This window comes from Kitasatospora sp. NPDC001539, from assembly GCF_040298565.1.
Lineage (GTDB): Bacteria > Actinomycetota > Actinomycetes > Streptomycetales > Streptomycetaceae > Kitasatospora.
The window spans coordinates 1-25,054 of record NZ_JBEPAK010000014.1 but is presented as its reverse complement, the minus strand read 5'-3'; the positions used below and the strand labels follow the sequence as shown (position 1 = coordinate 25,054).

Annotated in this window: 26 protein-coding genes and 1 pseudogene; 16 read left to right on the top strand and 11 right to left on the bottom strand. The window is 74.6% G+C overall.

All coding sequences use genetic code 11. From position 1 onward, the window contains the following. The first annotated feature begins 3 nt into the window (after positions 1-3). The 4 genes from ABT247_RS04965 (at position 4) to ABT247_RS04950 (ending at position 5,894) form a co-directional block, all read left to right on the top strand. Positions 4-573: a hypothetical protein gene (locus ABT247_RS04965; protein WP_350738052.1), complete on the top strand. Its 570-nt coding sequence runs from the start codon at positions 4-6 to the stop codon at positions 571-573. Positions 574-578: 5 nt separating this feature from the next. Next, positions 579-1,235, top strand: coding sequence for a hypothetical protein (locus tag ABT247_RS04960; RefSeq protein WP_350738049.1), 657 nt, complete (start codon positions 579-581; stop codon positions 1,233-1,235). Between the two features lie 426 nt (positions 1,236-1,661). Beyond that, the gene (locus tag ABT247_RS04955) at positions 1,662-3,623 is read left to right on the top strand and encodes a stealth family protein (RefSeq protein ID WP_350738047.1); all 1,962 of its coding nucleotides are present in this window, start codon (positions 1,662-1,664) and stop codon (positions 3,621-3,623) included. A gap of 120 nt (positions 3,624-3,743) precedes the next feature. Continuing rightward, positions 3,744-5,894 (top strand): DUF8189 domain-containing protein, encoded by a 2,151-nt coding sequence (locus tag ABT247_RS04950; RefSeq protein ID WP_350738044.1) that lies wholly within the window; start codon positions 3,744-3,746, stop codon positions 5,892-5,894. A gap of 43 nt (positions 5,895-5,937) precedes the next feature. On the opposite strand, the gene ABT247_RS04945 is transcribed toward ABT247_RS04950, so the two are convergent. Continuing rightward, complete coding sequence (locus ABT247_RS04945; protein WP_350738042.1) at positions 5,938-6,432, bottom strand: hypothetical protein; 495 nt, start codon at positions 6,430-6,432, stop codon at positions 5,938-5,940. 503 nt (positions 6,433-6,935) lie between these two features. On the opposite strand from ABT247_RS04945, the gene ABT247_RS04940 reads away from it, so the two are divergent. Next, on the top strand, positions 6,936-7,238 hold the full coding sequence (locus ABT247_RS04940) for a hypothetical protein (protein ID WP_350738039.1): 303 nt from the start codon (positions 6,936-6,938) through the stop codon (positions 7,236-7,238). A 132-nt stretch (positions 7,239-7,370) separates the two neighbouring features. Further along, a complete protein-coding gene (locus ABT247_RS04935) occupies positions 7,371-8,240 on the top strand; it encodes a hypothetical protein (protein ID WP_350738037.1) in 870 nt (289 codons plus the stop codon). Between the two features lie 156 nt (positions 8,241-8,396). On the opposite strand, the gene ABT247_RS04930 is transcribed toward ABT247_RS04935, so the two are convergent. From ABT247_RS04930 to ABT247_RS04910, 5 genes are all read right to left on the bottom strand, one after another. Then, complete coding sequence (locus ABT247_RS04930) at positions 8,397-8,597, bottom strand: hypothetical protein (protein WP_350738034.1); 201 nt, start codon at positions 8,595-8,597, stop codon at positions 8,397-8,399. Continuing rightward, entirely contained in the window at positions 8,594-9,076 is a 483-nt protein-coding gene (locus ABT247_RS04925) for a hypothetical protein (RefSeq protein WP_350738031.1), read from the bottom strand. The genes ABT247_RS04930 and ABT247_RS04925 overlap by 4 nt, the downstream gene beginning before the upstream one ends. Positions 9,077-9,201: 125 nt before the next feature. Next, complete coding sequence (locus ABT247_RS04920) at positions 9,202-10,776, bottom strand: sensor histidine kinase (RefSeq protein WP_350738028.1); 1,575 nt, start codon at positions 10,774-10,776, stop codon at positions 9,202-9,204. 8 nt (positions 10,777-10,784) lie between these two features. Beyond that, positions 10,785-11,510 carry a response regulator transcription factor gene (locus ABT247_RS04915; protein WP_350738025.1) on the bottom strand — a complete coding sequence of 242 codons (726 nt, stop codon included), beginning with the start codon at positions 11,508-11,510 and terminating at the stop codon, positions 10,785-10,787. A 492-nt stretch (positions 11,511-12,002) separates the two neighbouring features. Next, positions 12,003-12,674, bottom strand: a complete 672-nt coding sequence (locus tag ABT247_RS04910; protein WP_350738023.1) for a TetR/AcrR family transcriptional regulator — start codon at positions 12,672-12,674, stop codon at positions 12,003-12,005. A gap of 102 nt (positions 12,675-12,776) precedes the next feature. On the opposite strand from ABT247_RS04910, the gene ABT247_RS04905 reads away from it, so the two are divergent. After that, on the top strand, positions 12,777-14,159 hold the full coding sequence (locus ABT247_RS04905) for a serine hydrolase domain-containing protein (RefSeq protein ID WP_350738020.1): 1,383 nt from the start codon (positions 12,777-12,779) through the stop codon (positions 14,157-14,159). On the opposite strand, the gene ABT247_RS04900 is transcribed toward ABT247_RS04905, so the two are convergent. Then, a complete protein-coding gene (locus tag ABT247_RS04900; protein ID WP_350738017.1) occupies positions 14,066-15,103 on the bottom strand; it encodes a LysR family transcriptional regulator in 1,038 nt (345 codons plus the stop codon). The two genes, ABT247_RS04905 and ABT247_RS04900, sit on opposite strands and share 94 nt — an antisense overlap. 157 nt (positions 15,104-15,260) lie before the next feature. Between ABT247_RS04900 and ABT247_RS04895 the strand changes: the two genes are divergently transcribed. Further along, positions 15,261-16,049: an alpha/beta fold hydrolase gene (locus tag ABT247_RS04895; RefSeq protein ID WP_350738014.1), complete on the top strand. Its 789-nt coding sequence runs from the start codon at positions 15,261-15,263 to the stop codon at positions 16,047-16,049. 197 nt (positions 16,050-16,246) lie between these two features. Here ABT247_RS04895 and ABT247_RS04890 read toward each other — a convergent pair whose 3' ends face one another. Beyond that, on the bottom strand, positions 16,247-17,041 hold the full coding sequence (locus tag ABT247_RS04890) for an MBL fold metallo-hydrolase (RefSeq protein WP_350738011.1): 795 nt from the start codon (positions 17,039-17,041) through the stop codon (positions 16,247-16,249). A gap of 77 nt (positions 17,042-17,118) precedes the next feature. Between ABT247_RS04890 and ABT247_RS04885 the strand changes: the two genes are divergently transcribed. The 3 genes and pseudogenes from ABT247_RS04885 to ABT247_RS04875 all read left to right on the top strand — a co-directional run. Then, positions 17,119-17,742, top strand: coding sequence for a TetR/AcrR family transcriptional regulator (locus tag ABT247_RS04885; protein WP_350738008.1), 624 nt, complete (start codon positions 17,119-17,121; stop codon positions 17,740-17,742). 98 nt (positions 17,743-17,840) lie between these two features. Further along, complete coding sequence (locus tag ABT247_RS04880) at positions 17,841-18,026, top strand: hypothetical protein (protein WP_350738005.1); 186 nt, start codon at positions 17,841-17,843, stop codon at positions 18,024-18,026. Positions 18,027-18,671: 645 nt separating this feature from the next. After that, positions 18,672-19,000 (top strand): annotated as a pseudogene (locus ABT247_RS04875) (transposase family protein); the annotation flags it as partial. A gap of 21 nt (positions 19,001-19,021) precedes the next feature. Here ABT247_RS04875 and ABT247_RS04870 read toward each other — a convergent pair. Continuing rightward, complete coding sequence (locus ABT247_RS04870; RefSeq protein WP_350738002.1) at positions 19,022-19,471, bottom strand: nuclear transport factor 2 family protein; 450 nt, start codon at positions 19,469-19,471, stop codon at positions 19,022-19,024. Positions 19,472-19,977: 506 nt separating this feature from the next. Beyond that, positions 19,978-20,928: an AraC family transcriptional regulator gene (locus tag ABT247_RS04865; protein WP_350738000.1), complete on the bottom strand. Its 951-nt coding sequence runs from the start codon at positions 20,926-20,928 to the stop codon at positions 19,978-19,980. A 115-nt stretch (positions 20,929-21,043) separates the two neighbouring features. Between ABT247_RS04865 and ABT247_RS04860 the strand changes: the two genes are divergently transcribed. The 3 genes from ABT247_RS04860 to ABT247_RS04850 all read left to right on the top strand — a co-directional run bounded on the left by ABT247_RS04860 (position 21,044) and on the right by ABT247_RS04850 (position 22,169). Then, positions 21,044-21,574 (top strand): anthrone oxygenase family protein, encoded by a 531-nt coding sequence (locus ABT247_RS04860; RefSeq protein ID WP_350737997.1) that lies wholly within the window; start codon positions 21,044-21,046, stop codon positions 21,572-21,574. Positions 21,575-21,688: 114 nt separating this feature from the next. Further along, a complete protein-coding gene (locus tag ABT247_RS04855) occupies positions 21,689-21,943 on the top strand; it encodes a hypothetical protein (RefSeq protein WP_350737994.1) in 255 nt (84 codons plus the stop codon). Between the two features lie 97 nt (positions 21,944-22,040). Beyond that, on the top strand, positions 22,041-22,169 hold the full coding sequence (locus ABT247_RS04850) for a hypothetical protein (protein ID WP_350737991.1): 129 nt from the start codon (positions 22,041-22,043) through the stop codon (positions 22,167-22,169). 711 nt (positions 22,170-22,880) lie between these two features. Here ABT247_RS04850 and ABT247_RS04845 read toward each other — a convergent pair. Beyond that, positions 22,881-23,189, bottom strand: a complete 309-nt coding sequence (locus ABT247_RS04845) for a hypothetical protein (RefSeq protein ID WP_350737988.1) — start codon at positions 23,187-23,189, stop codon at positions 22,881-22,883. Positions 23,190-23,571: 382 nt separating this feature from the next. Here ABT247_RS04845 and ABT247_RS04840 point away from each other — a divergent pair, with 382 nt between their 5' ends. Beyond that, positions 23,572-23,868, top strand: a complete 297-nt coding sequence (locus ABT247_RS04840) for a hypothetical protein (protein ID WP_350737986.1) — start codon at positions 23,572-23,574, stop codon at positions 23,866-23,868. Positions 23,869-24,118: 250 nt separating this feature from the next. Beyond that, positions 24,119-24,811, top strand: coding sequence for a hypothetical protein (locus ABT247_RS04835; protein WP_350737983.1), 693 nt, complete (start codon positions 24,119-24,121; stop codon positions 24,809-24,811). Positions 24,812-25,054 lie beyond the last annotated feature (243 nt).

Genomic DNA, 25,054 nt, shown 5'->3' with positions numbered 1-25,054 from the left:
CTGATGTCAACCGGGACCCTCATCGCGATCATCGTCCCCGTCGCCGTCCTGCTGATCCTGGCCGTCGCGCTGTGGTGGTTCGTGAGCCGGCGCCGCCGACTGCAGCAGCAGTTCGGCCCGGAGTACGAGAGGACCGTGCGCCGCTCCGGCAGCCGGCTGTCCGCCGAGCGGGACCTGCGGGAGCGGGAGCAGCGCCACGAACAGCTGAGGATCAAGCCGCTGTCGCCGCAGACGAGACGGCAGTACACCGAGGACTGGACGCGGGTCCAGCAGGAGTTCGTCGACCGGCCGGTCGACGCCGTCCAGCACGCCGACCGGCTGGTCACCCTGCTGATGCACGACCGCGGCTATCCCACCGAGGACTACGAGCAGCGGCTGCGCGACCTGTCCGTCGAACACGGACAGACGCTGGAGCACTATCGCGCGGCCCACGCGATCAACGCCGCGGCTTCACGGGACGCCGCCACCACCGAGGAACTCCGCACCGCGATGGTGCACTACCGCGCGCTGTTCGCGGAGCTCCTGAACGGCGGCGGGCCCCCCGACCGGGGCACGGACACCGAAAGGGGATGACAGGGATGTCGGGCACGCACTTCGACGACGAGGAACGGATGTCCACGGAGGACATCGCCGCAGCCGCCGAGAAGAAGGAGCAGTCGACCGGAACCGCGGAGCAGGCCGCCCCGGCCGCGAACGAAGGCCTGGGCCTTGGTCTGGGCCAGGGCCCGGGCGAAGGCACGGACGAAAGCACGGGCGGCAGCCTGGGTGAAGGCACCCGCGAGGGCCTGGGCGCCGCGGACGCCGACACGGCCTACGCGGACGCCGACACGTCCTACCCGACCGCCGGCTCCGCCCCCACGGACGCCGGTTCGCCCTCCGCGGACGCCGGCCCCCAGGAGCAGGACACCCGAGCCGCCCAGGGCGGCGAGCAGGACGTCACCGGCGGCCCGGACGGCGGCGACGGGCGCGAACCGCTGCTCCCGGAGGCGGAGACCCGCGAACTGCGCGAGCGCTGGCAGCAGGTGCAGACGGACTTCGTCGACGACCCCCGCGAGGCCGTCCACACCGCGGACGCCCTCGTCGCGGACCTCATGCAGCGCCTCGCCGAGTCCTTCGCCGACCGCCGTCGAAGCCTCGAGAGCCAGTGGAACCGCGGTGACTCGGTCGAGACCGAGGAGCTGCGGGTGGCACTGCAGCAGTACCGCACCTTCTTCAACCGCCTGCTGCAGAGCTGAGCGACGAAGGCACACCCTTCCGTCAGCACCCGTCCGTCAGCACGCTTCCGTGAGACGCCTCCGCCATCCGTGTTCGGATGGCCCCATGGGATGGCCAGGGGAAGGTAAAGCGATGTCACAGGGCGCCATTCGCCCCACCCCGACTCCATGGCCATTCGACTTCCCCGAGGGAAAAGCCGGAGAAAGGGCCCGCTCCTGTCCTGACCATGGCAGCCTCGCCCAGGTGTCCACATTTCAAACAGACATCCGATCGTTATCCGAAGTTCATGAAATATCCTCCCAGTCGCATACGATCTCCCCAGTGCGAGGCGAGTACCGCCCCGCGGGTGTGAGGAGAGGAAATCGGTGAAATCGGAAGTCCGGACCTAAGGCGCCCGTTCCCGCCGTTTCGCCGTTCCGCCCCCTGCCCCCGCCCCTGGAGCTCCCGTGCCCGTCCCCCCGGCCCGCCTCGCCACCGCGATGCGCCCCCTCGCCGCGCTGGCACGCCTGCGCCGGCCCCTGGCGGCGGAGGACGGCGACCGGCCCGCGGCCCGGCAGCAGGCCGAGCCGCAACCCGAGGGCGAGGAGCCGCTCACCCCGATCGACCGGCTGAACCGGGCCCGCGCCGCCCGCGAGGCGCAGCTGCTCGACACCCTGACCGGGGTGACCCGCTGCGGCGACCTCCTCGCGGAGCCGCACCGCAGGCTCCTGCCGGGCCAGCGCCGGGACGGCAACCTCGCCGAGGTGTCCCGGGTGCTGCGGGCGGCGGGCATCGACCACGGCATCGTTCCCGACCGGCACCCGCGACACCGCCTGGCGATCGCCCCCGGCGACCGGACGGCGGTGCTGGCCGCCCTGTCCGCCGCGTTCGCCGGCCAGGCCGTCTACGCGGACCTGCTGGAGCACGGCCGCACCCTCGGCACCGTCCTGGCCGAGCAACTGCCCGCCGCCGTCGCGCTGGTGGAGGAGGAAGCGGACCCCGCCGACGGCGCCCGCGCCGCGGAACCGGCCGAGGAGGACGGGCCGGAGGAGGACCAGGCCGGCCCGATCTGGCCGGCCGACCGGGTCAAGGGCGTGCGGATCTACCGGACCGCGGTGATCGGCGCTCTCCTCTACGGCCCCGACACCGGTTGCGACGTCGAGTTCTGGGACTCCGCCGCGCCCTCCGAGGGCGCCATCGCCTCGATCGACGAGACCCCGCTCGGCTGGTGGGTCCCCTCCCTCGCCGCCACCGCCACGACGACCGTCGACGGGCAGCCCTACCCGCTGCTCGACGTCTTCGCCACCGACCTGCCGGACCAGGTCACCTTCCCCATCGACGCCGTGATCACCTGGGTCGACGACGCCGACCCCGCCTGGCAGGAGCGCCGCGCCGCCGTCCGGGCCCGCCTCGCCCACACCGCCGGCCCCGTCGCGGCGGAGGACGGCGTCGCCGCCAGCGGCATCGCGGGCGACGCCGACCAGCGCTTCCGCAACCGCGACGAGCTGCGGTACTGCCTGCGCGCCCTCGCCGCCCACGCGCCCTGGATCCGCCACCTGTACCTGGTCACCGACGACCAGGTGCCGCACTGGCTGGACACCGACCAGCCGGGCCTGACCGTCGTCTCCCACCGCGACCTGTTCGCCGGCACCGGCGCCGGACCGGTGTTCAACTCCCACGCCATCGAAACCCGGCTGCACCTGATCCCCGGCCTCGCCGAGCACTTCCTCTACGTCAACGACGACGTCTTCCTCGGCCGCACCCTGGTACCCGAGGACTTCTTCCTCGGCAACGGCCTGCCGCGCTGCTTCCCCGACAACCGGATCATCCCGCCCGGCGACGCCGACGCCGACGACTCCGTCTACGTCGCCGCGCTGAAGAACACCCGCGACGCGCTGGCCGCCGCCGTCGGCAAGACCTACCCCCGCACCCTCAAGCACGCCCCGCACCCGCTGCGCCGCAGTGTCCTGGCCGAGAGCGCCGAGCGGTTCGCGGCGCAGCTGCACGGCACCGTGCGCTCGCCCTTCCGGGCCGCCGACGACCTCGCGCCGGTCACCCTGGCCGTCCACTACGCCCACGCGACCGCCCGCGCCGTGGAGGGCCACCTCTACGACGGCTACTTCGTCACGGACAGCGCCGAGGACCTCGCCCGGCTCACGGAACTGCGGGAGCAGCGCTGGGCGGACTACTTCTGCCTGGCCGACGGCACCGAGGACCACCTCTCCCCGCAGGAGCAGGAAGCGGCCGTCACCTCCTTCCTCCAGGCGTACTTCCCGGTGCCCTCCCCCTACGAGGTCACCGCACCCGAGGACGAGGGCCAAGACGACCCGCACCGCCCGCCGGCCCCCCGCTCCGCTGCCACCGACGCCACCGACGCCACCGCCGCCACCGGCGCCACCGGCGCCACCGTCGCCACCGCGGACGGGTGAGAGGCGCACCGACGGGGCCCGCCCGGGCCCGGCCGCACCACATCCCGACATGATGTGATAATCCTTCATTCCTGCCCCGGGGGGCCGTGACGGCAGGCATGAGCGAAGGGCGGTTGCGGGATGGGGCGGGCGACGACCGCCGTGGCGGCGTGGGCCCTGACGCTGTCACAGACGTGGACGGTCCCGTCCGCACTGACCGGGGCGAAAGTCCCGCCCCCGCAGACCGACGACCGGCCCGCCGCCGTCGTCCAGATCGTCGCCCACCAGGACGACGACCTGCTGTTCATGAACCCGGACCTGTCCACCGGCATCCGGGCCGGCCTGAAGGTGACGACCATCTACGTCACCGCCGGCGACGCCGGCAGCGGGGCGGCCTACGCCGCCCACCGGCAGGACGGCGCCCGCCTCGCCTACGCCCGGATGGCGGCCCAGGCCACCGGAACGGGAGCCGCAGGCTGCGCCGACGACCCCGGCCCGGCCTGCTGGGACCACGAGGACTACCGGCCCGCCCCGGGCGGCCCCGTCGCCGAACGCTTCACCCTCAGGGCGAACCGGTCGGTGCAACTCGTCTTCCTCGACCTCCCCGAGTTCGCCGACACCGCCTACCTCGGCGGCAACGCCCTGCGCCGGCTGTGGGACACCCGCGACAGCGCCGCCCCCGCCCGGACCCCGACGCTGGACATGGACGGTCCCGGCACCCGCTGGCCGCAGACCTACGACGGCCGACGGCTCCTCACCATGCTGCGCGCCGTCCTGGCCGACCAGCGGCCCACCCTGCTCAGGGTGCAGGACCCGGCGCCCGACCCGACGCTCTGGAGCGCCCACGAGGACCACGACCACCCGGACCACATATCCGCCGCCTGGTTCGCGGACGCGGCCGCCGACGCCTACGCGGCGACCGGCGCCCGGCTGCTGGTCGAGCACTACCGCGACTACAACACCTGGTCCTCGCCCGCCGACCTGTCCACCGCGCAGACCGCCGACAAGCACGCCACCTTCCGCAGGTACGCCGAGCACGACGCCAAACTGCCCACCGGCGCCGCCTTCGACGAGAGCGCGTACGCGAGCTGGCAGTCCCGGCAGTACCTGCGCTACCCGCGCTCCTCCCAGGTGGTGGCCGCCGACCGGAGCGGCGCCCTGCACGCCTTCGCGGTGGAGAGCGGCACCCTGCTGGAATGGGCCGAGGACGCGGACAAGGTGTGGCACGGCCCGCTCGCGCACGACGCCCCGGGCCGACCGCTGGCGGCCGCACTGACCGTGATCCGCCGTCAGGACGGCACCCTCGCGGTGTTCGGGCAGCGCGCGGACACCGGCGAGATCGTCTCCCGCACCCAGGACCCCTCCGGCGCGTGGGCCTGGGCCGACCTGGGCACCCCCGACCCCGCCACCGCCACGCCGTCCTCCCCGCTCGCCGACCCCGCGCTCCAGGTGAGCACGCCCGCCGTGGCCGCCGCCGGCGACGGGCGGCTGCACCTGTTCGTGCGCAACCGCGACGGCGGCGTCAGCACCAGGGCCCAGACCGGACCCGACGGCACGTGGGGCCCGTGGACCGGTCTCGGCGGGGCCGGCGTGCAGGGCCCGCCCAGCGCCGCCGCCACCGCGGACGGCCGGATCGAGGTCTTCGCCACCACCGCGTCAGCCGGCACCCGCCCGGCCGTCCTGCACTGGACCCAGTCCGCACCCGGCGCCGCCCTGACGCCCGATCCCGACTTCCCGGCGGTCTCGCCGGTGGGCCGCGTCAGCGTGACCGAGGACCCCGACGGCCGCCTGGTGCTGTTCTACCGCCGGCTCTCCGAGGGCGGTCTGCTGCCCGGGCCCACCGCCCGCTCCGCCACGGTCCGCCTCACCCAGAGCACCCCGGGCGGCCGGTGGACGCCGACGGCCCAGCCCGTCGGCGACGGACCTGGCGACGGCGGATCCGGCGGACCCGAGGGGCCCGACGGGCCCGTCGGCGGCGGCGGTGACGACGTCGGCAGCGACGACGCCGGCGACGGCGAGCCGGCCGTGGCGTCCGCGGACGCCCCCGCCCCCCACCGCACGGTGGTGGCCGTCCGCAACCGCAACGGCGGCGTCAGCGTCAGCCGCCAGGGCACCGACGGGCGCTTCGGCACCTGGAGCGCCCTGGACGGCCTCGTCGTCGGATCCCCGGCCGTCGGAGTCGACCGCGACGGCCTCGCCGACCTGGTCGCGCTCGGCCCCGACGGCCGCCTGCGCCACAGCCGCCAGCGAACGGACGGCAGCTTCGGCGCCTGGAGCACCGTCGGGCCCTGACACGTGGGCCCGCACCGCCGTCCAGGCGCCGGCCGGGGCGAGCTCAGCGCGCCGTCAGCCGGCGGTGGGTGACCCGCACGACCTCGTGCCAGAACGGTGCGGCTGACAGGTAGCCGCCGAGCGCGGCGAGCACGCACAGCGACACGTCGACGCTCACCCGGCCCTGCTCGGCCCAGTAGACGTCCTGCAGGTCCAGCAGCAGCGCGAACTCGTCGGTGATCAGAGCGGTGCCCGCACCGTAGACCGCGGCCACCGCCGGATGGCCGACCGCCCGTTCGTCACCGCGGACGGCCACCAGACCGACCCCGGCCAGCGCCGCGATGCCGATGTTGTAGTGGTGCAGGTGCCTCCCGCCGGCAGAGATGTTGCCCCAGGGCAGCCAGCCGCCCCTGATCCCGTGGGTGATGAACCGCACCGTGCCGAAGGTGGCGCCGAACGCCGCCCACATCACCACCAGCGACCGCTTGGTCGGCGTCAGCTCCCGCTCCGCCGCCCGCCGCCACCCGTCCACCAGCCGCGCCCGTTCCGCCGCCGCCATGCCACCGACCTCCGACCACCGACCGTCCTCCGGGCTCCGGGCTCCGGGCTCCGGGCTCCGGGCTCCGGGCTCCAGGGCCGACGCTAACCGAAGTCCCGCCGGCCCACCCGGCGAGCGCACGGCCCCGGCCGGACCGCCCCGGCCGGAGCTCCCGGACCGTACCGGGCCGCCCCGCACCCGCCCGCCGGAACTCACCCGGCACCCGGTAGCCCGCCCCCAACCAGCGCGCGCAGCGCGGGACTTGGGTCGGCGGGAAGCTTCGGCGCGCGCGGCGGCCCAGCCGGCGCGCGGGCACGGCGCTCCTCCGCACGGCCACCCTCGCGACCGCCCGCTCCGCCCCCGCACCCCCGGCAGGGCGGCCCGCGCCGCGCCCGCCCCCGTTCACCAGGCCTCGCCGGAGCCGCGCGGCGGACCCGTTCCCTGCCTTTGCGGGCCGCGGGCGCCGGGGCGACGCTGGAGAGGGCGTTCAGCCGACCATCCGCTGCTGAGCCGAGGAGCCTGACGTGAGCTTCATCCAGATCATCGAGTACAAGACCAGTCGCATCGACGAGTTCAACGCGCTGCTCGACAGCTGGGTCGAGCAGAACGCGGGCCACCAACTGGCGACGCGGGCCGCGCAAACCCGTGACCGCGACCAGGAGAACGTGTACCTGAACATCGTGGAGTTCCCCTCGTACGAGCAGGCGATGGAGAACTCCGACCGGCCGGAGACGTCGGATTTCGCCGCCCGGGTCGCGGCACTGTGCGACGGGCCGCCGGTGTTCCGCAACCTCGACGTGGTCAACGAATGGTCCCTCCAGGGCTGAGAACGCCCGATCGCACGGGCAGGCCCACGGCCCCGCACCGCCACGCCCCCGCACCCGCGGGGCCGGCCGCGGGGCGGCTGCGACGGCGTGCCAGGCGCTCGTGCGGGCGCCCGCGGACGTAGCGTCGGGGCCATGCTCATCGGCCTGCTCGCCGCCCTCCTGGCCGCACTGCTCACCGGGTCGGCCACCGTGCTGCAGGCGGTCGGCGCCCGGCGGGCCGCCGGTACGGGCCCACGGGCCGCGGACCCGTCGAGGCAGCGGGCGGGGGAGGCCGCCGCGTTGGCCGGTGCGCTGCGCCAGTGGCCCTTCCTGGCGGGTGTGGGGATGGACATGGGCGGCTTCGCCGCCGAACTGGTCGCCCTGGAGCGCCTGCCGCTCTACGTGGTCGAGGCGGCGCTGGCCTCCGCGCTCGCGGTGACGGCCGTCGGGGCGGCCCGGGTGCTGCGGGTGCGGCTGCGGCGCAGCGAGTGGGCCGGGGTGGTGGCGGTGTGCGCGGGGCTGCTGCTGCTGGCGCTCACCGCCGGGCGGGACGGCCACGGCACGGGTGACGACGCGCTGCGGCTGGGCGTGCTGCTCGTCGCGGTGGCCCTGCTCGTCGCGGGCTGGGCGGCGGTGCGGTACGGCGGGGCCCGCCGCACGCCGCTGCTGGGGCTGGTGGCCGGCCTGCAGTTCGGGGTCGTCGGGGTGGCGGTGCGGGTGCTGCCGGAACCGAGGCTGCCGCAGCTGCTGGCCGAGCCCTCGGCGTACGCGGTGGCGGTGGCGGGCATCGGCGGCTTCGCCGCGCTGACCTGGGCGATGCAGCACGGATCGGTGACGTCGGCGACGGCGGCGATGGTGCTGGGGGAGACGCTGGGCCCGGCGGTGGTCGGGGTGCTCGTCCTCGGCGACCACACCCGGCACGACCTGACGCCGGTCGCCGTCCTGGGCTTCGTGGCCGCCGTGGCCGGCGCCCTGACCCTGGCCCGCTTCGGCGACGCCGAACAGCCCGCCGCCGGGGCCTGAGGCCGTGGCCGCGCACGGCCACGGCCCGCGGTCACGGCCACGGGCAGGGCCGCCGGCACCGGCGGCTCCGAACGGCTCCGAACGGCGCCGAGCGGTGCTCGGCCACGGCGACCGGGCGCGCCCGCCCGCTGAGCGGGTCAGCGGGCGGGTGGTGCGTCAGTTGCCGTCGGCCGCCGCGTCGGTGGCGGCCCGGTCGGCCGCGTTGTCGGCGGCGTCGAGCTTGTGCTGCATGTCCTGCACCTGGTTGGCGTCGGCGGCGCCGGGGCCCGGGTGCCCGGTGGGACCGCAGGCGGCGGTCAGCAGGGCGGCACCGGCGAGGAACAGGGCCGCGAGGGCGGCGCGCGGGCGGCGGCTCACCGGGACTTGCCCTGGTCGTGGGCGGCGCACCAGGTGGCGACGGAGTCGAGGTCGCTCTTGCGCGTCTGCAGGGTGGTGACCAGGCCCTTGCGGGCGGTGAGGCGGTCGTTGAGGAGCTTCTCGATCTCCGGGTGGCCGGCGGCCTTGGCGTTGTCGACCCGCTGCTGCAGGCGGGCGACCGACCCGGCGACGGTGGCGTCGCCGTTCAGCCGGGCGAGCGCCTCGGTGACGCGCTGCTCGGTCTTCGGCAGCCGCTTGCAGACGGCCTTCGCGCCGTCGCCCGCGGGCGTGGACCCGGTGGCGGGAGCGGACGGCGTGGCCGGGGCGGCGGAGGGCGAGCCGCCCGTCCCGTCCGCCTGGGCGGGGACGGCGGCGAACAGCGAGCCGGCGAGGGCCACGGCGCCCAGCGCAGCGGCCCTGCGGCTGACGGCCCCGCGGCGGAGGGAGGTGCGGTTGGCGGACGTGCGGTCGACGGACATGGGCGTCCCTTTCTGCCGTGGACGGTCTACGGGACCGGGCCGGCGGTTGCGGGCCCGCTGCGGCCCGGTCGCCGGGAGCGTAGGACGGCTTCTTGTGGATTCCCTGTGGAACGCGGGAGCGGTGCTCAGCCCTCCTCGCCCGCGATCCAGTCCCGCCGGAGCGGGAGCCGGAGGGTCGGTGCGTCGGCGTCGGGCAGCGGCAGGCGGACCTCCACCCGGCACCCCGTCCCACCCGGCGGCTCCGTGATCCGCACGGTGCCCCGGTGCAGGGCGGCCTGCTGGGCGACCAGGGTGAGCCCGAGCCCCGAGCCCGGGCTGTCGCGCCGGCGGTGGAAGCGGTGGAAGACCGCCTCGCGCTCGCCCGGCGGGACACCCGGCCCGGCGTCGTCGACGGTGAGCAGCGCGACCGGGCCGGCCGGGGCCAGCCGGACCCTCACCCGGGCCGGCTCCGCCCGCTGCGGGCCGCCGCGCCCGTGCACGGCAGCGTTGACCAGCAGGTTGACGAGCATCATCCGCAGGCCCGACTCCCACCCGAACAGCCTCAGCTCCGGAGGGAGTTCGACGGAGAACTCGGCCGCCGGGTGCCGGCGCCGGGCCTCGGCGGCGGCCGCGTCGGTGAGCTCCGCGAGGTCGACCGGGCCGAAGGAGTCGACCTCGACGAGGTCGCCGCGGGCGAGCGTGGCGAGCGCGGTGAGCAGGTCCAGCAGCCGGGCGTGGTCCTCGCGCAACTCGGCGACGATCTCGGCCCGTTCACCGGCCGGCAGGTCCTGGTGGGCGGCCAGCACGTCCAGGTTGGTGCCCAGACTCATCAGCGGCGTCCGCAGCTCGTGCGAGGCGGCGGCCGAGAACGAGCGCGCCGTCTCCAGCGCCTGGGCGGTGCGCAGCGCCTGCTCGTCGTAGCGGGAGAGCAACCGGGCCAGCGCGGCGGCGAGTTCGTCCACCTCGACGGTGCCGCTGCGCTCCGCCGCGAAGCCCGCGCCGCCCGAACGCGCCAAGCCGCCGGGTCCGCCGTCGGGTCCGCCGCCGCCGGGCTCGCGACCGTCGGGCTCGCGACCGTCGGGTTCGGCGCCGCCGGGCGGCAGGGCCGGGTCGAGCTCCGAGGCGCGGCGGCTGAGCCGGCGCAGCGGTGCGGTGGCGCGTTCGGCGAGGGCGAAGCCGATCAGCGCCGAGACCGGCGCCGCGACCGCCGCCACGAGCAGGACCCGCCTGCGCACGGTCGCCGTCTGGTTGCCCGCCAGAGCGCCGGGCTCGCTGACCCAGAGCGTCCCATCGCCTGCCGTCCCATTGCCCGCCGTCCCGCCGCCGGAGACGTGGACGGTCAGCACCCGCCAGGCCGTGCCGTGGTCGCGGACGGTGACCGGCCCGCCCGGCGCAGTGGGCAGGGCCCGGGCGTCGGCGGGCTGCGGGCCGCCCGCGAGCAGCACGGTGCCGTCCTGGGCGGCGACCCGCACGCCCGAGTCCAGCGCGGCGTCCAACACCTTGCGCTGCTGGTTCTGTTCGGCCTTGGCCCGGCCACGGGCATCGGCGGCCACCAGGGTGCGCACGCTCGGCAGGACGGCGGCCGCCCGCTCCGCCAGCCGGGCGTCCTGCTGGTGCCGCAGGTCCCGGCCGACCAACGGCAACAGGAGCAGCCCGGCCAGCACCACCAGCAACGGCACCACGACGGCGGCCCACAGGGCGATCCGGGTGGACAGTCTCACGGCGGCCGCTACCCGTCCCCGCCGGGCAGCCGCAGCACGAAGCCCACGCCCCGGACGGTGTGGATCAGCCGGGGCCGGCCCCCGGCCTCCAGTTTGCGCCGCAGGTAGCTGACGAAGGTGTCCACGGCGTCGCTGCGCACCTCGAAGTCGTACCCCCAGACCCGTTCCAGCAGCAGTTCCCGGGAGAGCACGATGCCGGCGTTCCTGGTGAGCTGGGTGAGCAGCTCGAACTCGCGCCGGGTGAGCCGCAGTTCGCGGCCGTCGAGGTGGGCCTGCCGGGTCGCCGGGTCGATCACCAGCGGGCCGGCCGACACCCGGTCGGTGGGCTGCGGCGGGCGGCGGCGCAGCAGGGCGCGCAGCCGTAGCACCAGTTCCTCCAGGGCGAACGGCTTCACCAGGTAGTCGTCCGCGCCGGCCTGCAGGCCCGCCACCCGGTCGGCCGGCTCGTCCAGTGCCGACAGCATCAGGACCGGGATGTCGTCCCCGCGGGTGCGCAGGGTCCGGCAGACCTCCGCGCCGCTGATGCCGGGCATCGAGACGTCGAGCACCAGGACGTCCGTCACGGCGGCCGCCAGGCGGGCGAGCGCGCTCTCGCCGTCCTCGGCCAGCGCGACGGCGAACCCGCTCAGCCGCAGGCCGCGTTCCAGGGTGCGCCGGATCGCCGCGTCGTCGTCCACCACCAGGACCCGGCCGGCCCCGGGACCGTCCGTGCCTCCAGGCCCGTTGCCGTGCACCGGCTCCTCCTCGCATTCGGGCCGCCGACTCTCTCACACGTTCCCTCCCGGCCGGCACGGGGGTGCCGGGAACGAGGCGCCGGGCGGCCACGCTCGTTCCAGGAGCCCCGCCGGCGAGGACCGCCGGACCGTCCAGCGGCGACCACGGCGTGCGGTCACGGGAGCTGCCGCGACCCGGCGGGGTCCTGGTCGACGCGCGCGGCGCTTCCCGCGACCGCACGGCCACGGCCCTTCGCACCCGCGCCGCCCGTCCAGGCCGCGAGCCGGTCGCGTGGGCCCTCACCCCCCCTGCGCCGGGGACCCGGCCGCGCTCGCCCCCCTCCTCGACCGGACCGGGCTGCGGCGTCCGTGGCCCGCATGGCCCGTACCCTGCCACGCGAGCGAGTCGGGCCGCACCCGGGGGGAAGACCGTGCTCTCCGGTCGGCTCCGGCGCGGAGGACGACTGGCGCCCCGAGCGCCGCGGGGCCGGGGGACCGTCGTCGGCCGTACGTCTACGCTCCGGCGCCGAGCCGGTACGCGAAGCCGTCCAGGATGGCCCGCAGGCCGAACTCGAAGCTGCTGTCGGGTGCGGCGGCGTAGTCGGTGGTGCCGATGCGCTTGCGCAGGCGGGGGAACTCCAGGGCGATCTCGGTGCTGCGCGCGAGGGTGTCGGCGAGCTGCTGCTCGGGGTCCTCGCCGGTGCGGCCCAGCCGCCGGGTGAGCGAGATCTGCGCGGCGGGCCCGAGGGCGCTGCCGAGCACGAAGACGAACACCGTGGCGGCCGCCCGGTCCGCCTCGGCGCCGGTGAATCCGGCCCGTTCGTAGACGGCGAGGGCGTAGTCGTCCAGCCGGGCCTTGCCGCGGCCGTACAGCAGGTGGCTGCCGAAAGCCTGGCCGAGCCACGGGTGCCGGGTGAGCATCGCGTGCATGCCGGTGGCCATGGCGGTGGCGGCCTCCCGCCACCCGGTGGCGGCGGGATCGGGCAGCTCGACCTCCGCCCAGACCGCGTCCGCGGCCCGGCGGACCACCTCGTCCTTGGTCTTGATGTGCCAGTAGACGGCCGTGGCGGCCGAGCCGAGCCGGGCGCCCAGGCTGCGCATGTTGAGGCCGTCCAGGCCCTCCTCGTCCAGCAGTTCGATCGCGGCGCGGACGATCCGGTCGGCGGTCATGGTCTGTCGTGGCATGGCGACAGCGTAGTTGAACATAGTTCAGGAAAGCCCTTGTACTTAGTTCAAGAAGCTGGGTACGGTTCTCCTGTACTTAGTTCAAGAGCCTCAGGGGGAGCCATGTCGCACAAGCAGCTGTCCGAGTTCGTCGCGGCGACGGCCGAGGAGCTCGGCATCCCGGGCGTCGCCGTCGGCGTCCTGGCGGACGGTCAGGAGAGCTTCGTCTCCCACGGCGTGACCAGCGTCGACCACCCGCTGCCGGTGGACGAGCGCACGCTGTTCCACCTCGGTTCGGTCACCAAGACCTTCACCGCGACCGCACTGATGCGCCTGGTCGCGCAGGGCGCCGTCGAACTGGACGCGCCGGTGCGCCGGTACGTGCCCGAGCTCAGGCTCGCCGACGATCAGGCGGCCGAGCGGATCACCGTGCTGAACCTGCTCAACCACACCGCCGGCCTGGACTGGAACCTGGTAGACCCCGGCGAGGAGGACGGCACGCTGGCCGGTTTCGTCGGGCGGCTGGCCCGCCTCCCGCTGGTCGCGCCGCCCGGCACCCGGGCCTCGTACAGCCAGGCCGGCTACAACCTGGCCGGGCGGATCATCGAGAACGTCACGGGCCGCGGCTACGAACAGGCCGTCGCCGCGCTCCTGCTGGAGCCGCTCGGGCTGTCGAACACCTTCTTCGACCTGGACGAGGTGATGGTCCGCAAGTTCGCCGTGGGCTACAACCGCGACGCGCACGGCGCACTGCGGGCCGCCCGGCCGTGGAAGTCCTCCCCGGCCGGCGCGCGCGGCAACAACCCCGGCGGCGGCATCGCCTCCTCGGTGAGCGACCTGCTGGCCTGGGCCCGCTTCCACCTCGGCGACGGGGCCGGCCTGCTGCCCGCCGGGACGCTGCACGGCATGCGGGAGCGGACGGTCGAACTGCGCGGCAGCTCGCTCGGCGACGGCTTCGGCATCGGCTGGTTCCTGCGCGAGGTGGACGGCGTGCGCACCGTCGGCCACGGTGGTTCGGGCAACGGCCAGTTCGCCGACCTGGTCATCGTGCCCGAGCACAACTTCGCCGTGGTCGCCCTGGCCGCGGGCCCGGACGGCTACGTCCTCACCCAGGCCGTCGTCCGCCGCGCCCTCGAACACCACCTGGGCCTCGTCGAGCGCGACCCGCAGCCGGTCGCCCACGACGAGCGGCGGGCGCGCGAGGTGGCCGGCCGCTACGAGAACGACGTCATGAACCTCGACGTCCGCACCGACGGCACCCGGCTCACCCTGGCCGTCGGGATCAAACCGGAGATCCGCGCCGCCTCGGACGTCGACCTGCCGGCCGACTACCCGGCCGCCACCATGGGCTTCCTCTCCGGCGACGGCGACGACTACCTCGTCACCGAGGGCGGCCTGAAGGGCCAGCGGGGCTACTTCACCCGCGACTCCGCCGGCACCGTGCTCGGCGTCGACCTCGGCGGCCGCCTGTTCGGCCGAACCGCCCCCACCGCCCCCACCGCCTGACCCCCCGTCTCCGGCCCGCTCTCCGGGCCGCCTCCGCCCGTCGGTTCCTGGTCCGCGACGTCACGGCACGCCTCGAGCAGCGGCGTCAGGGCGCGGGCCGGCGCGTCGGGGCGGACGGCGAGGTAGGCGGGCATGGTCGGGGCGTCCGGATCGGCGAGGGGCCGGAAGACGGTGCGCAACGTCGGGAGGACCTCGGCCTGGCTCGCGTAGAAGACCGTCCAGTGGGTGCCGCCGGCGCCGATCGCGGCGAGGGTGTCCTGGTCGGTGGTGAACGCCGGGCCGAGGACGGGCTCGAACCCGGCGGCGCGGCAGGCGCCGAGGACCAGGTCGACGAGGTGCGGGTTGGCCTCCCGCGGAGCGATCCGCAGCGGCATCCCGGCCAGGTCCGCGAGACGGACGGCCCCGCCCGCGGCGAGCGGGTGCCCGGCCGGCAGGGCCACCACGAACCGCTCCCGCCACAGCGGCACCAGCTCCAGCCCCGGGCTCCGGGAGACGCCGCGCACGAACGCCGCGTCGAGGTCGCCGTCGCGCACCCGCTGGAGGCGCTCCGCCGGCGCGGCGCTGACGAGCTCGACGGTGAGCTCCGGTGCCCGCTCTCCCAGCCGGTCCAGCAACCGCTCGAGCCGCGCACCGAGGCCGACGTTGGTGCCGATGCGCAGCACGGCGCCGCCCGCGCAGGCCTCGGCCCGCAGCGCCGCGATCGCGTCCAGCGCGGCCCGTTCGGCGGCGACGAGGGCTCGGGCCCGGTCGATGAACACGCTCCCGGCCGGCGTCAGCGTCACGCTGCGCGTCGTACGGTCGAACAGGTCGACGCCCAACTCCCGCTCCAAGCGCCGTACCTGCTGGCTGACGGCGGACTGCACGATGTGCATGCGCTCGGCGGCGCGCCCGAAGTGCAGTTCCTCGGCGACCGCGAGGAAGTACCGGACCTGCCGCAGTTCCACCCGAGCCCCCGCCCACCCCGCCCGCCGACCCCTCGGCGATCCATCACGATCGCTGATCAGTGTAGGCGCGGAACGCTCCTTGGTCCCGGCCGCCCCGGCCGGTGTGATGGTCCTGCTGCCACCGCACCGGTGGCAGCAGGGAACCGAGGAGGACACCATGTCGTTCGCGCACGTCAACGGGATCGACCTCTACTACGAGGACCACGGCACCGGCCGCCCGCTGCTCTTCCTGCACGGGTGGGGCACCAGCGGCCGGGTCTGGGGCGCCCAGGTCGCCGACCTCGCACGCGACCACCGCACCATCACCGTCGACTGGCGCGGCTGCGGACGCTCCGACCACCCGGTGGACGGCAACGACACGGCCGGCAACGCCGCCGACGTCCTGGCGCTCATCGCCCACCTCCGCCTCGACCGCCCCGTCCTGGTGGGCAGTTCGGTCGGCGCCACGTTCGCCCTGGAAGCCGCCCTGGCCGCGCCCGAGCGGATCGGCGCCCTGGTCTCGGTGGACGGCCCCGGCTACTGGCCCAGCCAGGGCATGGCCGCGCAGCTCGACGCCCTGGTCGCCGACCTCGCCGCCGACCGGGCCGGGACCTTCGCCGACTGGGTGCCCAACTGGTACGGCCCCAAGGCCAGTCGGGCCCAGGTCGACTGGACGGTCCGCCAGCTCCTGGACTCGGGCGTCTTCATCGACGCGATCTTCACCGAGTGCCGGACCTACGATCCGCGGCCCGCCCTGCCGCGCCTCGCCGTCCCCGCCGCCTTCGTCCACGGCCGCCAGGACACCGAGATCCCGGTCGAGGTGTCCAGGACCCTCGCCGCCCTCGCCCCGCACGGCGAACTCCACGTCATCGAGGACGCCGCCCACATGCCGCACCAGGAGCGCCCGGACGCCTTCAACACCGTCCTGCGCGCCGCCCTGGCCCGGACGGCCCCGATCGCGGCGTGACGCCCGGCGGAGAGGGACGGAGAAGGGCGGGGGAGCCCCGGCCTGCCGGGACCGGGTCCCCGTCACGTGCCGGAGCGGTCCGCAGGCGCCGGGGCACCGGGGCGCGGTGATGCGGCGCACGGCTTCGAGCAGGCGGCGCGGTGTTCGGCGAGCCGCTCGGGTGAGCGGGGGGGCGGCCGCGGCGCCGGCGCGGCCTCTCAGAGGGTCAGGTCCTCGCCGAGCTTGGGGGTGAGGACGGTGTAGGGCTCGCCGGCGGCGGCGTCGAGGAAGCGGTCGAGTTCGCGGGGCCGGGTGGTGTAGAACCCCTCGAGGTGGAAGCCGTCGTAGTGGATCGGGACGACGGTCCTCGCCTGCAGCAGGCGCGCCGCCACGGCGGCGTGTTCGGCGTCGAGCGAGGCGGGGTACGGGCTCGGCGGCTGGCAGTGCGGGAAGCACACCGTCGGCCCGTTGATGGGCGTCAGGACGGCGTCGAAGGGGCCGAAGCGGCGGGCGGCGCGCCACCAGTACCCGTGGAACATGCTGTCGCCCAGGTGGATCACCCGCTTGCCGCCGGCTTCGACGGCCCAGGAGACCTGGGGATCGCCGAGCGTGTCCACGGCCGGAACGGCGGCGATGGTGAACGGGCCGATCTTCGTGGTCTGCCACAGTCCCATCGGCCGGCGGGGCAGGCCGTGGGCGGTCAGTTCGGCTTCCGCCTGGAGGGTCCACAGGTTCTCGTGGTCGTCGCCGCCGAAGGACTCGGGGTGCAGGACGGTGCCTCCGGGGCGCAGCGCACGGGCCAGCGCGCCGGCGTCCGTGTGGTCGCGGTGGAGGTGGGTGCACAGTCCGGCGAGCACGCGGCCCTCGGTGAGCGGGGGTGTGACCTCGGGCAGGGGAGCGGAGAGCGGGGTCCCCTCGAGGACTCCTTCGGGCCGGCCGAGCAGGTCGATGACCAGGCTCTCCCCCTGTGATTCGAGTTCCACTCCGGCCCACCCCAGCCATCGGACGCGCATCGGACCATCCCCTTCCAGGCAATTTACCGTACGATCGTTCGCCAATATAGCAGACGGGTGTTCGGTAAACTGGGGGCATGAGGAAGTCAGCCGAAGAAGCCCGCCGCACCCGCGAACGGATCGTCAGCACCGCCGTGAACCAGGCGTCCAGCCAGGGCCTGTCGGGGCTCACCATCGGCTCCCTGGCCGAGACGCTCGACATGAGCAAGGCCGGAGTCGTGGGCCCCTTCGGCTCCCGGGCCGCACTGCAACTGGCCGCCCTCGCCAGCGCGGTGGAGATGTTCACCCAGGAGGTGGTGGCCCCCGCCCGCACCGCCGAACCGGGCCTGCCGCGCCTGCACGCCGTCATCGACGCCTGGTGCGACTACCTGGCCGCCAGCCCGTTCCCCAACGGCTGCTTCGTGACCGCCGCCTCCTGCGAACTCGACGGGCGGCCAGGGGCGTTGCGCGACCGCATCCACGACACCGTGACCCGCTGGCGGCGCTTCCTGGCCGAGGAGATCGCGGCCGCCCGCGCCGCCGGAGACCTCGGCGCGGACGCCGACACCGATGACCTGGTCTCCCTGCTGTCAGGCATCGCCATGGCCGCCAACCAGGAGATCCAACTCCTCGGCGACGGCACGGCGGCGACCCGCGCACGCCGCCTCATGCACGCCGCCCTCGCCGCGCCCGGCCGCCCAGCGGTGGCCAACGGAAACTGATGGTCAGTCAGGCGGGGCTGACCGCAAACTGGTTGTGGACGGCGTCCCCGGGTCGCGGTGATGGGAGGGGGCTGCTCCAGCGCTACCAGGTGGCGCAGGTGTCGCCGTGCACCGCCGCGGCCACCGCCACCGCCGCGGCCGACCGGCAGCCTCAGGAGGCCGACGTGTGCGTGAACGGCAGGGCGACCAGCGTGGCGCGGACCTTCGCGTCCTGCCGGGCCGTGATCTGCCGGATCGCCAGGACGGCCAGCGCCGCAGCGATGACGTCGACGGCCGCGTCGTAGACCGAATACCGTAGGGCCGCGACCCGAGCTGGACGGCGACCGCACCGCCGACCGTCTTGGCGAGCCGCGCCGCCCTCGCCACCGCTGCGGCTCGGAGGATTTTGTGCCGTGGTGAGGGGGGTCGCTCCGGCACGCGAAGCCCGCCCGCCGGACCCGGCTGTCCTGGTAGGGGCAGTGTCGGGCGCGGGCCGTTCGGCGTGCGAGGCGACCTTAATCGTCCTGCACCACGTTCCAGGAATCATCCTTTCTATTACGGAGCGCCCAGTATCCCTTTCTCAGGCCGGGCACTGTCGCGGCTAGTTCCGACCTGGTGGGAACGTGTCCGAAATGAATCAGGACGGGACCTTCAGGGCCGGATTTGTCGTCTTCGGAGAAGAACTGCCATGATCCGTCCCTATCCCTGCAGACGCTGACCACTTCTCTTCCGCGTGACACTGAAACGGATACGTATACCTTCCGTTTCGCTTCTACCTGGCTCAGGCTTTCCACTTCCAGTCGGGCGTGCCGACTCAATAGGAACCTCATCTTAGTCCTCCAAGGCATAGTCGAGTTCGGTCGCTGGGGTTGGTAGGGCCTGTTGCAAAAGTGGATCTTGCTCGGTGATGATCGAGCGCCGTGGCGCGTGGGGATCTGACAGACGCGCAGCGCCCCGGGCCCGGCCGGCCGCGCACCCGGCCCGACAAGGTCCGGGGCGATAAAGCTTATGGTCCCGCGCGAACCGCGCCTACCTGCGCAGCCGCCGGATCGCCTGCACCATTCCGGAGAAGACGGACCAGGTCCGCAACCGCAAGAACCTCGGCTCCCGCGGAGGCAGGCCGTCGAGGTTCGACCGGGAAGATTACAAGCAGCGTCACGCGGTGGAGTGCGGCATCAACCGCCTCACAAGGCACCGTGCAGTGGCAACACGATACGACAAGCTCGCGGTCCGCCATGAGGCAACCGTGCTGGTAGCGGCCATCAACGAGTGGCTGTGACCAGCGGACTCACCATCCACATCAGCCGGTCGCCCTCGGCCCTGCGCAGGCGTCGGCGATGACCCGTGTGTCCCAGTAGAACGGACGGACCTCGGTGATCTTCCCGTCCTTGACCGTGATCGCCTGCAGGATCGGGAAGGAGAGTTCGCGGCCTGTCGCACGAGCACGAGCACGGACCTGGGTGAGCACTACCGCAGTCTCACCGGCGGCGAGGAACTCCTGCTCCGCCATGTCGAATGACTCCCAAGCGGCACCCATCGCAAGGAAGAACTGCGTCATGCCCGAATGCCCGCGCCAGGTGCCTCCATAGGGCAGGGAATCAGCTTGATGCAGCACCACATTCGGCGCGAAGAAGGGGGCGAGCAGGTCGAATGAAGCCTCGTCAGGGCCTCCGGCTGCAAAGTACTCCGCCTCAGCCGCATACATGCCGGTGAGGACCGTAATCGAGTCTGTAGTGGATGACATCGTCATGCCGCCAGTGTGATCAGCGGGGACAGACCACGCTGGCGGCAATCAGACATCGATATCCCTGCACAGCGCCAGCACTTTCCCAACAGACCCTAGCCCCGCCCGCCGGAGCCGGCCGCCCTGGTGTCCGCCGAGTACGGCGCCGCCGAGGCGGACGACGACCGGCCGCTGGCCCCCGTGGTGCCGTTGCGGCGCCGCCTCCGGTGGAACCGCTGACCGGCACCACGGACGCCCCCGACGGGCCACCACCGCCCCCTGCAGTGCTGTTGATGAGGAACTCGGAAAAGCGGCCGGGGCTGCTCAGGGCTCCCCACTCAGTTGCAGGGCGGACTGAGTGGGGAGTTTCAGCGAGCGTCGTAGGCCGGGGCCGCCCACGCGTGCAGTGTGCGGGCCGTGCCGGCCGGTCAGGGTGCCTGCGGCGGCGCTACGCGCCGGCCTTCGCCACCCTGGACAGTCCGTCCCCCCTGGGACCTGGCTCGGTACCGGCGGGCGCGCCCGGTGGCGGTGCGTCAGGCCGTCGGGACGCCGGTCGGGACGCTCCCGGTGCGGAACTGCTGCGGGCTGACGCCCCGCACCCGCTTGAACGCGGCGCTCAGCGCGAAGCCGCTGCCGTAGCCCACCCGGCGGGCCACCGCGTCCAGGGTGAGGGCGGGATCGGCCAGCAGGTCGGCGGCCTGGGCGAGCCGCCAGCCCGTCAGGTAGGCCATCGGCGGCTCGCCGACCAGCTCGGTGAAGCGCCGGGCCAGCGCCGCGCGGGAGACGCCCGTCCCGGCGGCGAGGTCGCGCACCGTCCAGCCGCGCGCCGGGTCGGTGTGCATCAGGGACAGCGCCCGGCCGACCACCGGATCGGCGTGCGCGCGGTACCAGGCCGGGGCCCGTTCGGCGTCCCGGGCGAAGTGGCTGCGCAGCGCGCTGATCAGCAGCAGGTCCAGCAGCCGGTCCAGGACCGCCTCCTGGCCGGGCTCGTCCCGGCCGATCTCCGCCTCCAGCAGCGCCGGCAGCGGGGAGGACCACTCGTCCGCGGCCAGTCGCAGCACCGGTGGCAGGGCGCGCAGCAGTCGGCCGCTGACCTCGCCGCGCAGCTGGTAGGTGCCGCTGAGCAGGACGGTCCCACCGCCCGGACCCCAGGCGCGCACGCCCAGGTCGAGCGTCTCGCACATGCCCGCACCGTCCGGCGTGGTGGAGACCTGCCCCGGGTGGACGACCAACTGCGGGGCGCGGTCCGGGAGATCGGCGAGCGTGTACGGGTCCGGGCCGCGCACCACGGCCAGGTCGCCGGTGCCGAGCGGCACGGGCGGGCCGTCGTCCGGTACGACCCAGCCGTCGCCGCGCACGACGGTGATCAGCGTCAGCGGAGCCAGGTCCGCGATCCGCACCGACCACGGCGGGTCGAACACCGACCGCAGCAGGAACGCCCCTTGGGCGCGGGGGCCGGTCAGCAGCGCGGAGAGGGCGTCCATGCCGCCAGCCTAGGAGCGGGCGGAGCAGCGGCCCGGCCCGGGGGTGGACGCTCGCACATGGCCGCGAGCGCCTCGCCGATGGCCGCCCGGTAAGGCCAGGAAGTTGACTGGCGGCATGGACGAGCGAACGGGGACGAGGTCAATGGCGGCACTGCGGACGATCACGCTGGTCGGTGCGGTGCTCACCACCGGCTGGAGCGCCGGACTGTTCTACGCCTACGCCTGCTCGGTGATGCCGGGGCTGGCCGTGGTCGGCGACCGGGCGTTCATCGACACCATGCAGCGGATCAACACGGCCATCCTCAACGGGTGGTTCATGCTGAGCTTCCTCGGCGCGCCGGTGCTGATCGTGGCGGCCGGCGTCCTCCAGTGGCGCGCCGGCTCCCGGACGGCACTGGCCTGGCTGGCCGCCGCGGCGGTGCTGTCCCTGGCGGTGCTGGTGATCACCGGCGTGGTGAACGTCCCGCTCAACGACCGGCTGGCCGCCGCCGGGGCGCCCGACGCGCTCACCGACCCGGCGGCGGTGCGAGCCGCCTTCGAGGACGTGTGGGTGCGGTGGAACGTGGTCCGCGCGGTCGCCTCCACCGCGGCGTTCGGCTGCGTGACCTGGGCGCTGGTGGTCGCCGGACGCAGCTCGGCGGCGTGAGCGCGCCAGGGCCGGTGCGTGGGCCGCGCGACCCCGTTCCATGTCTCACGTCAGGCGCCTAACCTGAGGTCGTTCGTCTACTCAGGGGGAGATGTGACAGAGCCGTCGCGGAAGATGCAGAAGGAACTGGCCGGGGCCGGGTACCGGACGACCAGAGAAGTCGAATCCGGAGAAGAGACGATCTTCCTGTGGCATCCCGCTTACCACGACGGTTTCATGGCCATCGGATGGGCCATCAACCACGCAGGCGGATGGGGCGCCTACGCGCGGAACCGTAACGGTGACGGCACGCGCCTGGGCCACGCCGACAGTCTCGATCAGGCCTTCGTCGCCATCATCGGGTGGGCCGCCGAGCACGGGCACGTGTGACCGGCAGGGTTCCAAGATCAGCGACTTCGAGCGCGGCGAACTGTGCGGGCTGCTGCTCGGCTACGCTCCCAGCCGGGTGCGCCGCCGGGCGGCCGGGATGACCCTTGAGACCATACAGCAGGCCCTGGAGCAGGCCCGGTTCGACGAGCGCTGCGCCGACCGGCACGCCGACGCCGGAGACGAGACCGCCCTCCAGCACGCGCTGCGCCGTGAGCGCCACCGCTAGGCCTCGCCGCTTGCACCCGCGAGGCCGCCCACCAGCCCGCCAGAGCGCCGACGCCGCCCACTGCAGCCGGGGCGGCACCGCGACCCAGCCCCCTCTACACCGTCCCTAAAGCGCGCCGGCCTCCACACGCTGTCCGACGACGACCACCAGGCCGTCCGCGCCCTCACCCGAGGTTCGACGCTGCCACCGTGCGCCAGGTCGTGAGCCGGCTGGAACGCACCCGCACCGCGGCCCTGGCGCTGCGCGTTGCAGAGCCCGCCCGGCCGGTGGTGCGCCGCCGGTTCTGACAGGCCACCAGGCGCCGCCCGAGCCGGGAAGCCGGCCGACCAGCTGAGCGTGCCGGCAGCCCGACGGCGCAGCACCGCCGCTGCGCTGCTTTTTGTGGGTGACGGAGCACCACCGCCCGCTGACGTGCTGCCCGGCCCCGGAACCGTCGGGCGGGCGCTGCGCCAGTCCTACCGGCAGGGTCCCACGATCGTCTGACCGACACCGTCCTCCATGACGCGGTCGTCCGTGCCGAGCGGGGGCGGCCCCGGCCGGGCGTCGGTGGTGTGGCTACGGCTGGTCGAGGCGGCCATGGAGTAGTACTGCGAGCAGGCGGCGGGCGGGCTGGGCGTGGACCGCCGGTCACCGCCCGTCCCGGCGGACGGCGGGGCCGTGAGCGAGCTGCTGGTCCTGGACGGCCGCCCAGGCCGTGAGCCAGGCCGCCTCCTAGGCGGCGTCGAGCAGGTAGGTGGCGGGGATCCGGCGTAGCGGTACGTAGACCAGGTCGGCGGCCAGGAAGGTGAGCGCACTGCCGACGCCGACGCGGCGGGCGTGGCGCATGCCTTCGGCGCTCGGTTCGGCGAGCAGCAGGCTGATGCCGGTGGCGGCCAGCAGGGCGCCGTTGGTGCGTTGCAGCCAGCGGTCCGTCTTGGCGCCGTAGACCGCTTCGAAGGTTCTCAGCGACAGGACGGGCCACAGGCCGCCTACCAGGTTGAACAGTCCTTGGGCGCGCGCCACGGTGACTGCTTGGGGCATGACCGCCTCCTGGCTCGGGTTCTTCCGGCCAGGCGGCTGCCCCGCTCAAGGCGCCCCACACGCCGCAGGCGTCGGCTGCGCCGAGCAGGGTAGGCGCGGGCCGTGTCCGACAGCGGGGCTGGAGTGGCGTCGCGAGCCGCCCGCAGAGGGCTGGCATTCCGGGTTGCCCGCGCGGTGAGCCACCCCCGCGGGCGGTGCGCCCTGCACCCGCACGGGCTCTCACGGGCTCGGCCCCACCACCGACATCCGGGGCCAGGACGCCTGCCGGCTCACGGTGGCACCCCGAGGCCGCTGTGGGGGAGCAGTGGCTCGACCAGCCGACACGTACGCGGTGATGGCCCGGCGGGCCCCGAGCCGCAGGACAGGACGAGGGAGGAGTTCGATGTCGCGTCCGACGCACTACGCCGTCGCCGCGTCCGGCGAGTGGTTCGACGAGGACGACAACACTCGGCTGCCCGCCGGTGAGGTCCACGCGTGGGAACGCGGGAAGAACCAGACCGTCTGCGGTCTTCCGCTGCACCGCGCCCGCCTGCGCCGCTTCGCCCACGTGGGATGGGCCGAGGTGCAGCCGGACAGCGGCGGGGCCGCCGACCGGGTCGCCCGGGTCTGCCCCCGCTGCGCGGCCGGGGCCGGACCGAGGGCCGAGCCGTCGTGGCGACGGATAGCACCGCGTCCCTGACGACGGGCGCGACCCTGCCCGCCGCAGGAGCAGCAGACTCCACGCCCCCCGCCCTGTCCCCAGACCCGCGCGGGCAAAGGCCCCGAAGGGCGCCGGTCCGTCGTCGGTGACGGCCTGGAGCCCGCCGTTCAGGACGGCTTCGGCCGGAGCCGTGCCGAGGGCAGGGGGCGGTTCGGGTGAGGCGTGGCGTGCCCGGGGCGGGGGTCGGGAACGGATGGCGGACCTCGAGCCGAGCACCGGAGGATCCCGTATGCGACCCGAACCAGTTCTTCGCCCGAAGGTGGTGCTGCGCTGTGGCGCCGTGCTGCTGGCGACGGTGGCCCCGGCGGCGTGCGCGGCCGGCAACGGCGCGGAGACCTACCGGATCGGGCCGGACAGCGTGAACGCCGACATCGGGGACGTGAAGCTGCGCGACGTGCGGCTGGTCGCGGATGCGGGTGGTAGCGGCACCGCGTCGCTGGCGGCGTACATCCTCAACCCGGGCGGGGAGCCCGACACCCTGACGGCGGTCAACCTGGAGGGCGCCGGCGCGTCCCCGGCGCCCGGGGCGGCTGTCGCCCTTCCGCCGGGGCAGCCGGTCCTGGTCGGGTCGCCGGGCCAGCCGCAGGTGCAGCTGCCGGGTCCGGTCAGCCCGGGCACGTACCGGCTGGTCGGCTTCACCTTCGCCCATGCCGGCCACGGCACCGTCAACGCCTACGTCGTCAGCTCCGCCTCCCCGTCGGCGCAGCTGTCCACGGCACCCACCGTGGGCCCGACGTCCAGCGCCTCCCCGTCACTGGCCCCGGGAGGCGGCGCGCCCACCGCGGAACGCTCCGCCAGGCCCACGGACATCGCCTCGGGCGCGGCGACGCCCGCCACACCCAGCAGCCAAGCTCCCGCGTCACCCAGCGCACCCAGCAGCCAGGCTCCCGCGTCACCCGGCACGCCCAGCAGCCAGCCCTGACCTGCCCCACCACCGGGCGGCCGGCCACCCGCCGACCACCGTGCCCCCGTTCTGCCGTATGGGAAGAGGTCGGGCCCGTGCCTGCCTGAGCACCGGTGTCGACGATGAGCTGTCGTCGGCCCGGCCTCGCGTTCCCTTTGAGGGACGGCTAGTACTGCAACCGCAGTTATGGGGTGTGACCTCGGCGTTTGTAGTGGCTGCGGCGTGCCCGGGTTTGGCTACGTCGTCGCCAGTATGACCAGC

Excerpts from the sequence above, each read along its gene's own strand:
- ABT247_RS04845 (WP_350737988.1), bottom strand. The coding sequence starts at position 23,189 with ATGCCCCAAGCAGTCACCGTGGCGCGCGCCCAAGGACTGTTCAACCTG.
- ABT247_RS04925 (WP_350738031.1), bottom strand. The coding sequence starts at position 9,076 with ATGTCCGTCGACCGCACGTCCGCCAACCGCACCTCCCTCCGCCGCGGG.
- ABT247_RS04895 (WP_350738014.1), top strand. The coding sequence starts at position 15,261 with ATGTCGTTCGCGCACGTCAACGGGATCGACCTCTACTACGAGGACCAC.
- ABT247_RS04840 (WP_350737986.1), top strand. The coding sequence starts at position 23,572 with ATGTCGCGTCCGACGCACTACGCCGTCGCCGCGTCCGGCGAGTGGTTC.
- ABT247_RS04860 (WP_350737997.1), top strand. The coding sequence starts at position 21,044 with ATGGACGAGCGAACGGGGACGAGGTCAATGGCGGCACTGCGGACGATC.
- ABT247_RS04960 (WP_350738049.1), top strand. The coding sequence starts at position 579 with ATGTCGGGCACGCACTTCGACGACGAGGAACGGATGTCCACGGAGGAC.
- ABT247_RS04850 (WP_350737991.1), top strand. The coding sequence starts at position 22,041 with ATGACCCTTGAGACCATACAGCAGGCCCTGGAGCAGGCCCGGTTCGAC.
- ABT247_RS04835 (WP_350737983.1), top strand. The coding sequence starts at position 24,119 with ATGCGACCCGAACCAGTTCTTCGCCCGAAGGTGGTGCTGCGCTGTGGC.
- ABT247_RS04935 (WP_350738037.1), top strand. The coding sequence starts at position 7,371 with ATGCTCATCGGCCTGCTCGCCGCCCTCCTGGCCGCACTGCTCACCGGG.
- ABT247_RS04905 (WP_350738020.1), top strand. The coding sequence starts at position 12,777 with ATGTCGCACAAGCAGCTGTCCGAGTTCGTCGCGGCGACGGCCGAGGAG.
- ABT247_RS04950 (WP_350738044.1), top strand. The coding sequence starts at position 3,744 with ATGGGGCGGGCGACGACCGCCGTGGCGGCGTGGGCCCTGACGCTGTCA.
- ABT247_RS04885 (WP_350738008.1), top strand. The coding sequence starts at position 17,119 with ATGAGGAAGTCAGCCGAAGAAGCCCGCCGCACCCGCGAACGGATCGTC.
- ABT247_RS04865 (WP_350738000.1), bottom strand. The coding sequence starts at position 20,928 with ATGGACGCCCTCTCCGCGCTGCTGACCGGCCCCCGCGCCCAAGGGGCG.
- ABT247_RS04945 (WP_350738042.1), bottom strand. The coding sequence starts at position 6,432 with ATGGCGGCGGCGGAACGGGCGCGGCTGGTGGACGGGTGGCGGCGGGCG.
- ABT247_RS04910 (WP_350738023.1), bottom strand. The coding sequence starts at position 12,674 with ATGCCACGACAGACCATGACCGCCGACCGGATCGTCCGCGCCGCGATC.
- ABT247_RS04855 (WP_350737994.1), top strand. The coding sequence starts at position 21,689 with ATGCAGAAGGAACTGGCCGGGGCCGGGTACCGGACGACCAGAGAAGTC.
- ABT247_RS04870 (WP_350738002.1), bottom strand. The coding sequence starts at position 19,471 with ATGACGATGTCATCCACTACAGACTCGATTACGGTCCTCACCGGCATG.
- ABT247_RS04965 (WP_350738052.1), top strand. The coding sequence starts at position 4 with ATGTCAACCGGGACCCTCATCGCGATCATCGTCCCCGTCGCCGTCCTG.
- ABT247_RS04890 (WP_350738011.1), bottom strand. The coding sequence starts at position 17,041 with ATGCGCGTCCGATGGCTGGGGTGGGCCGGAGTGGAACTCGAATCACAG.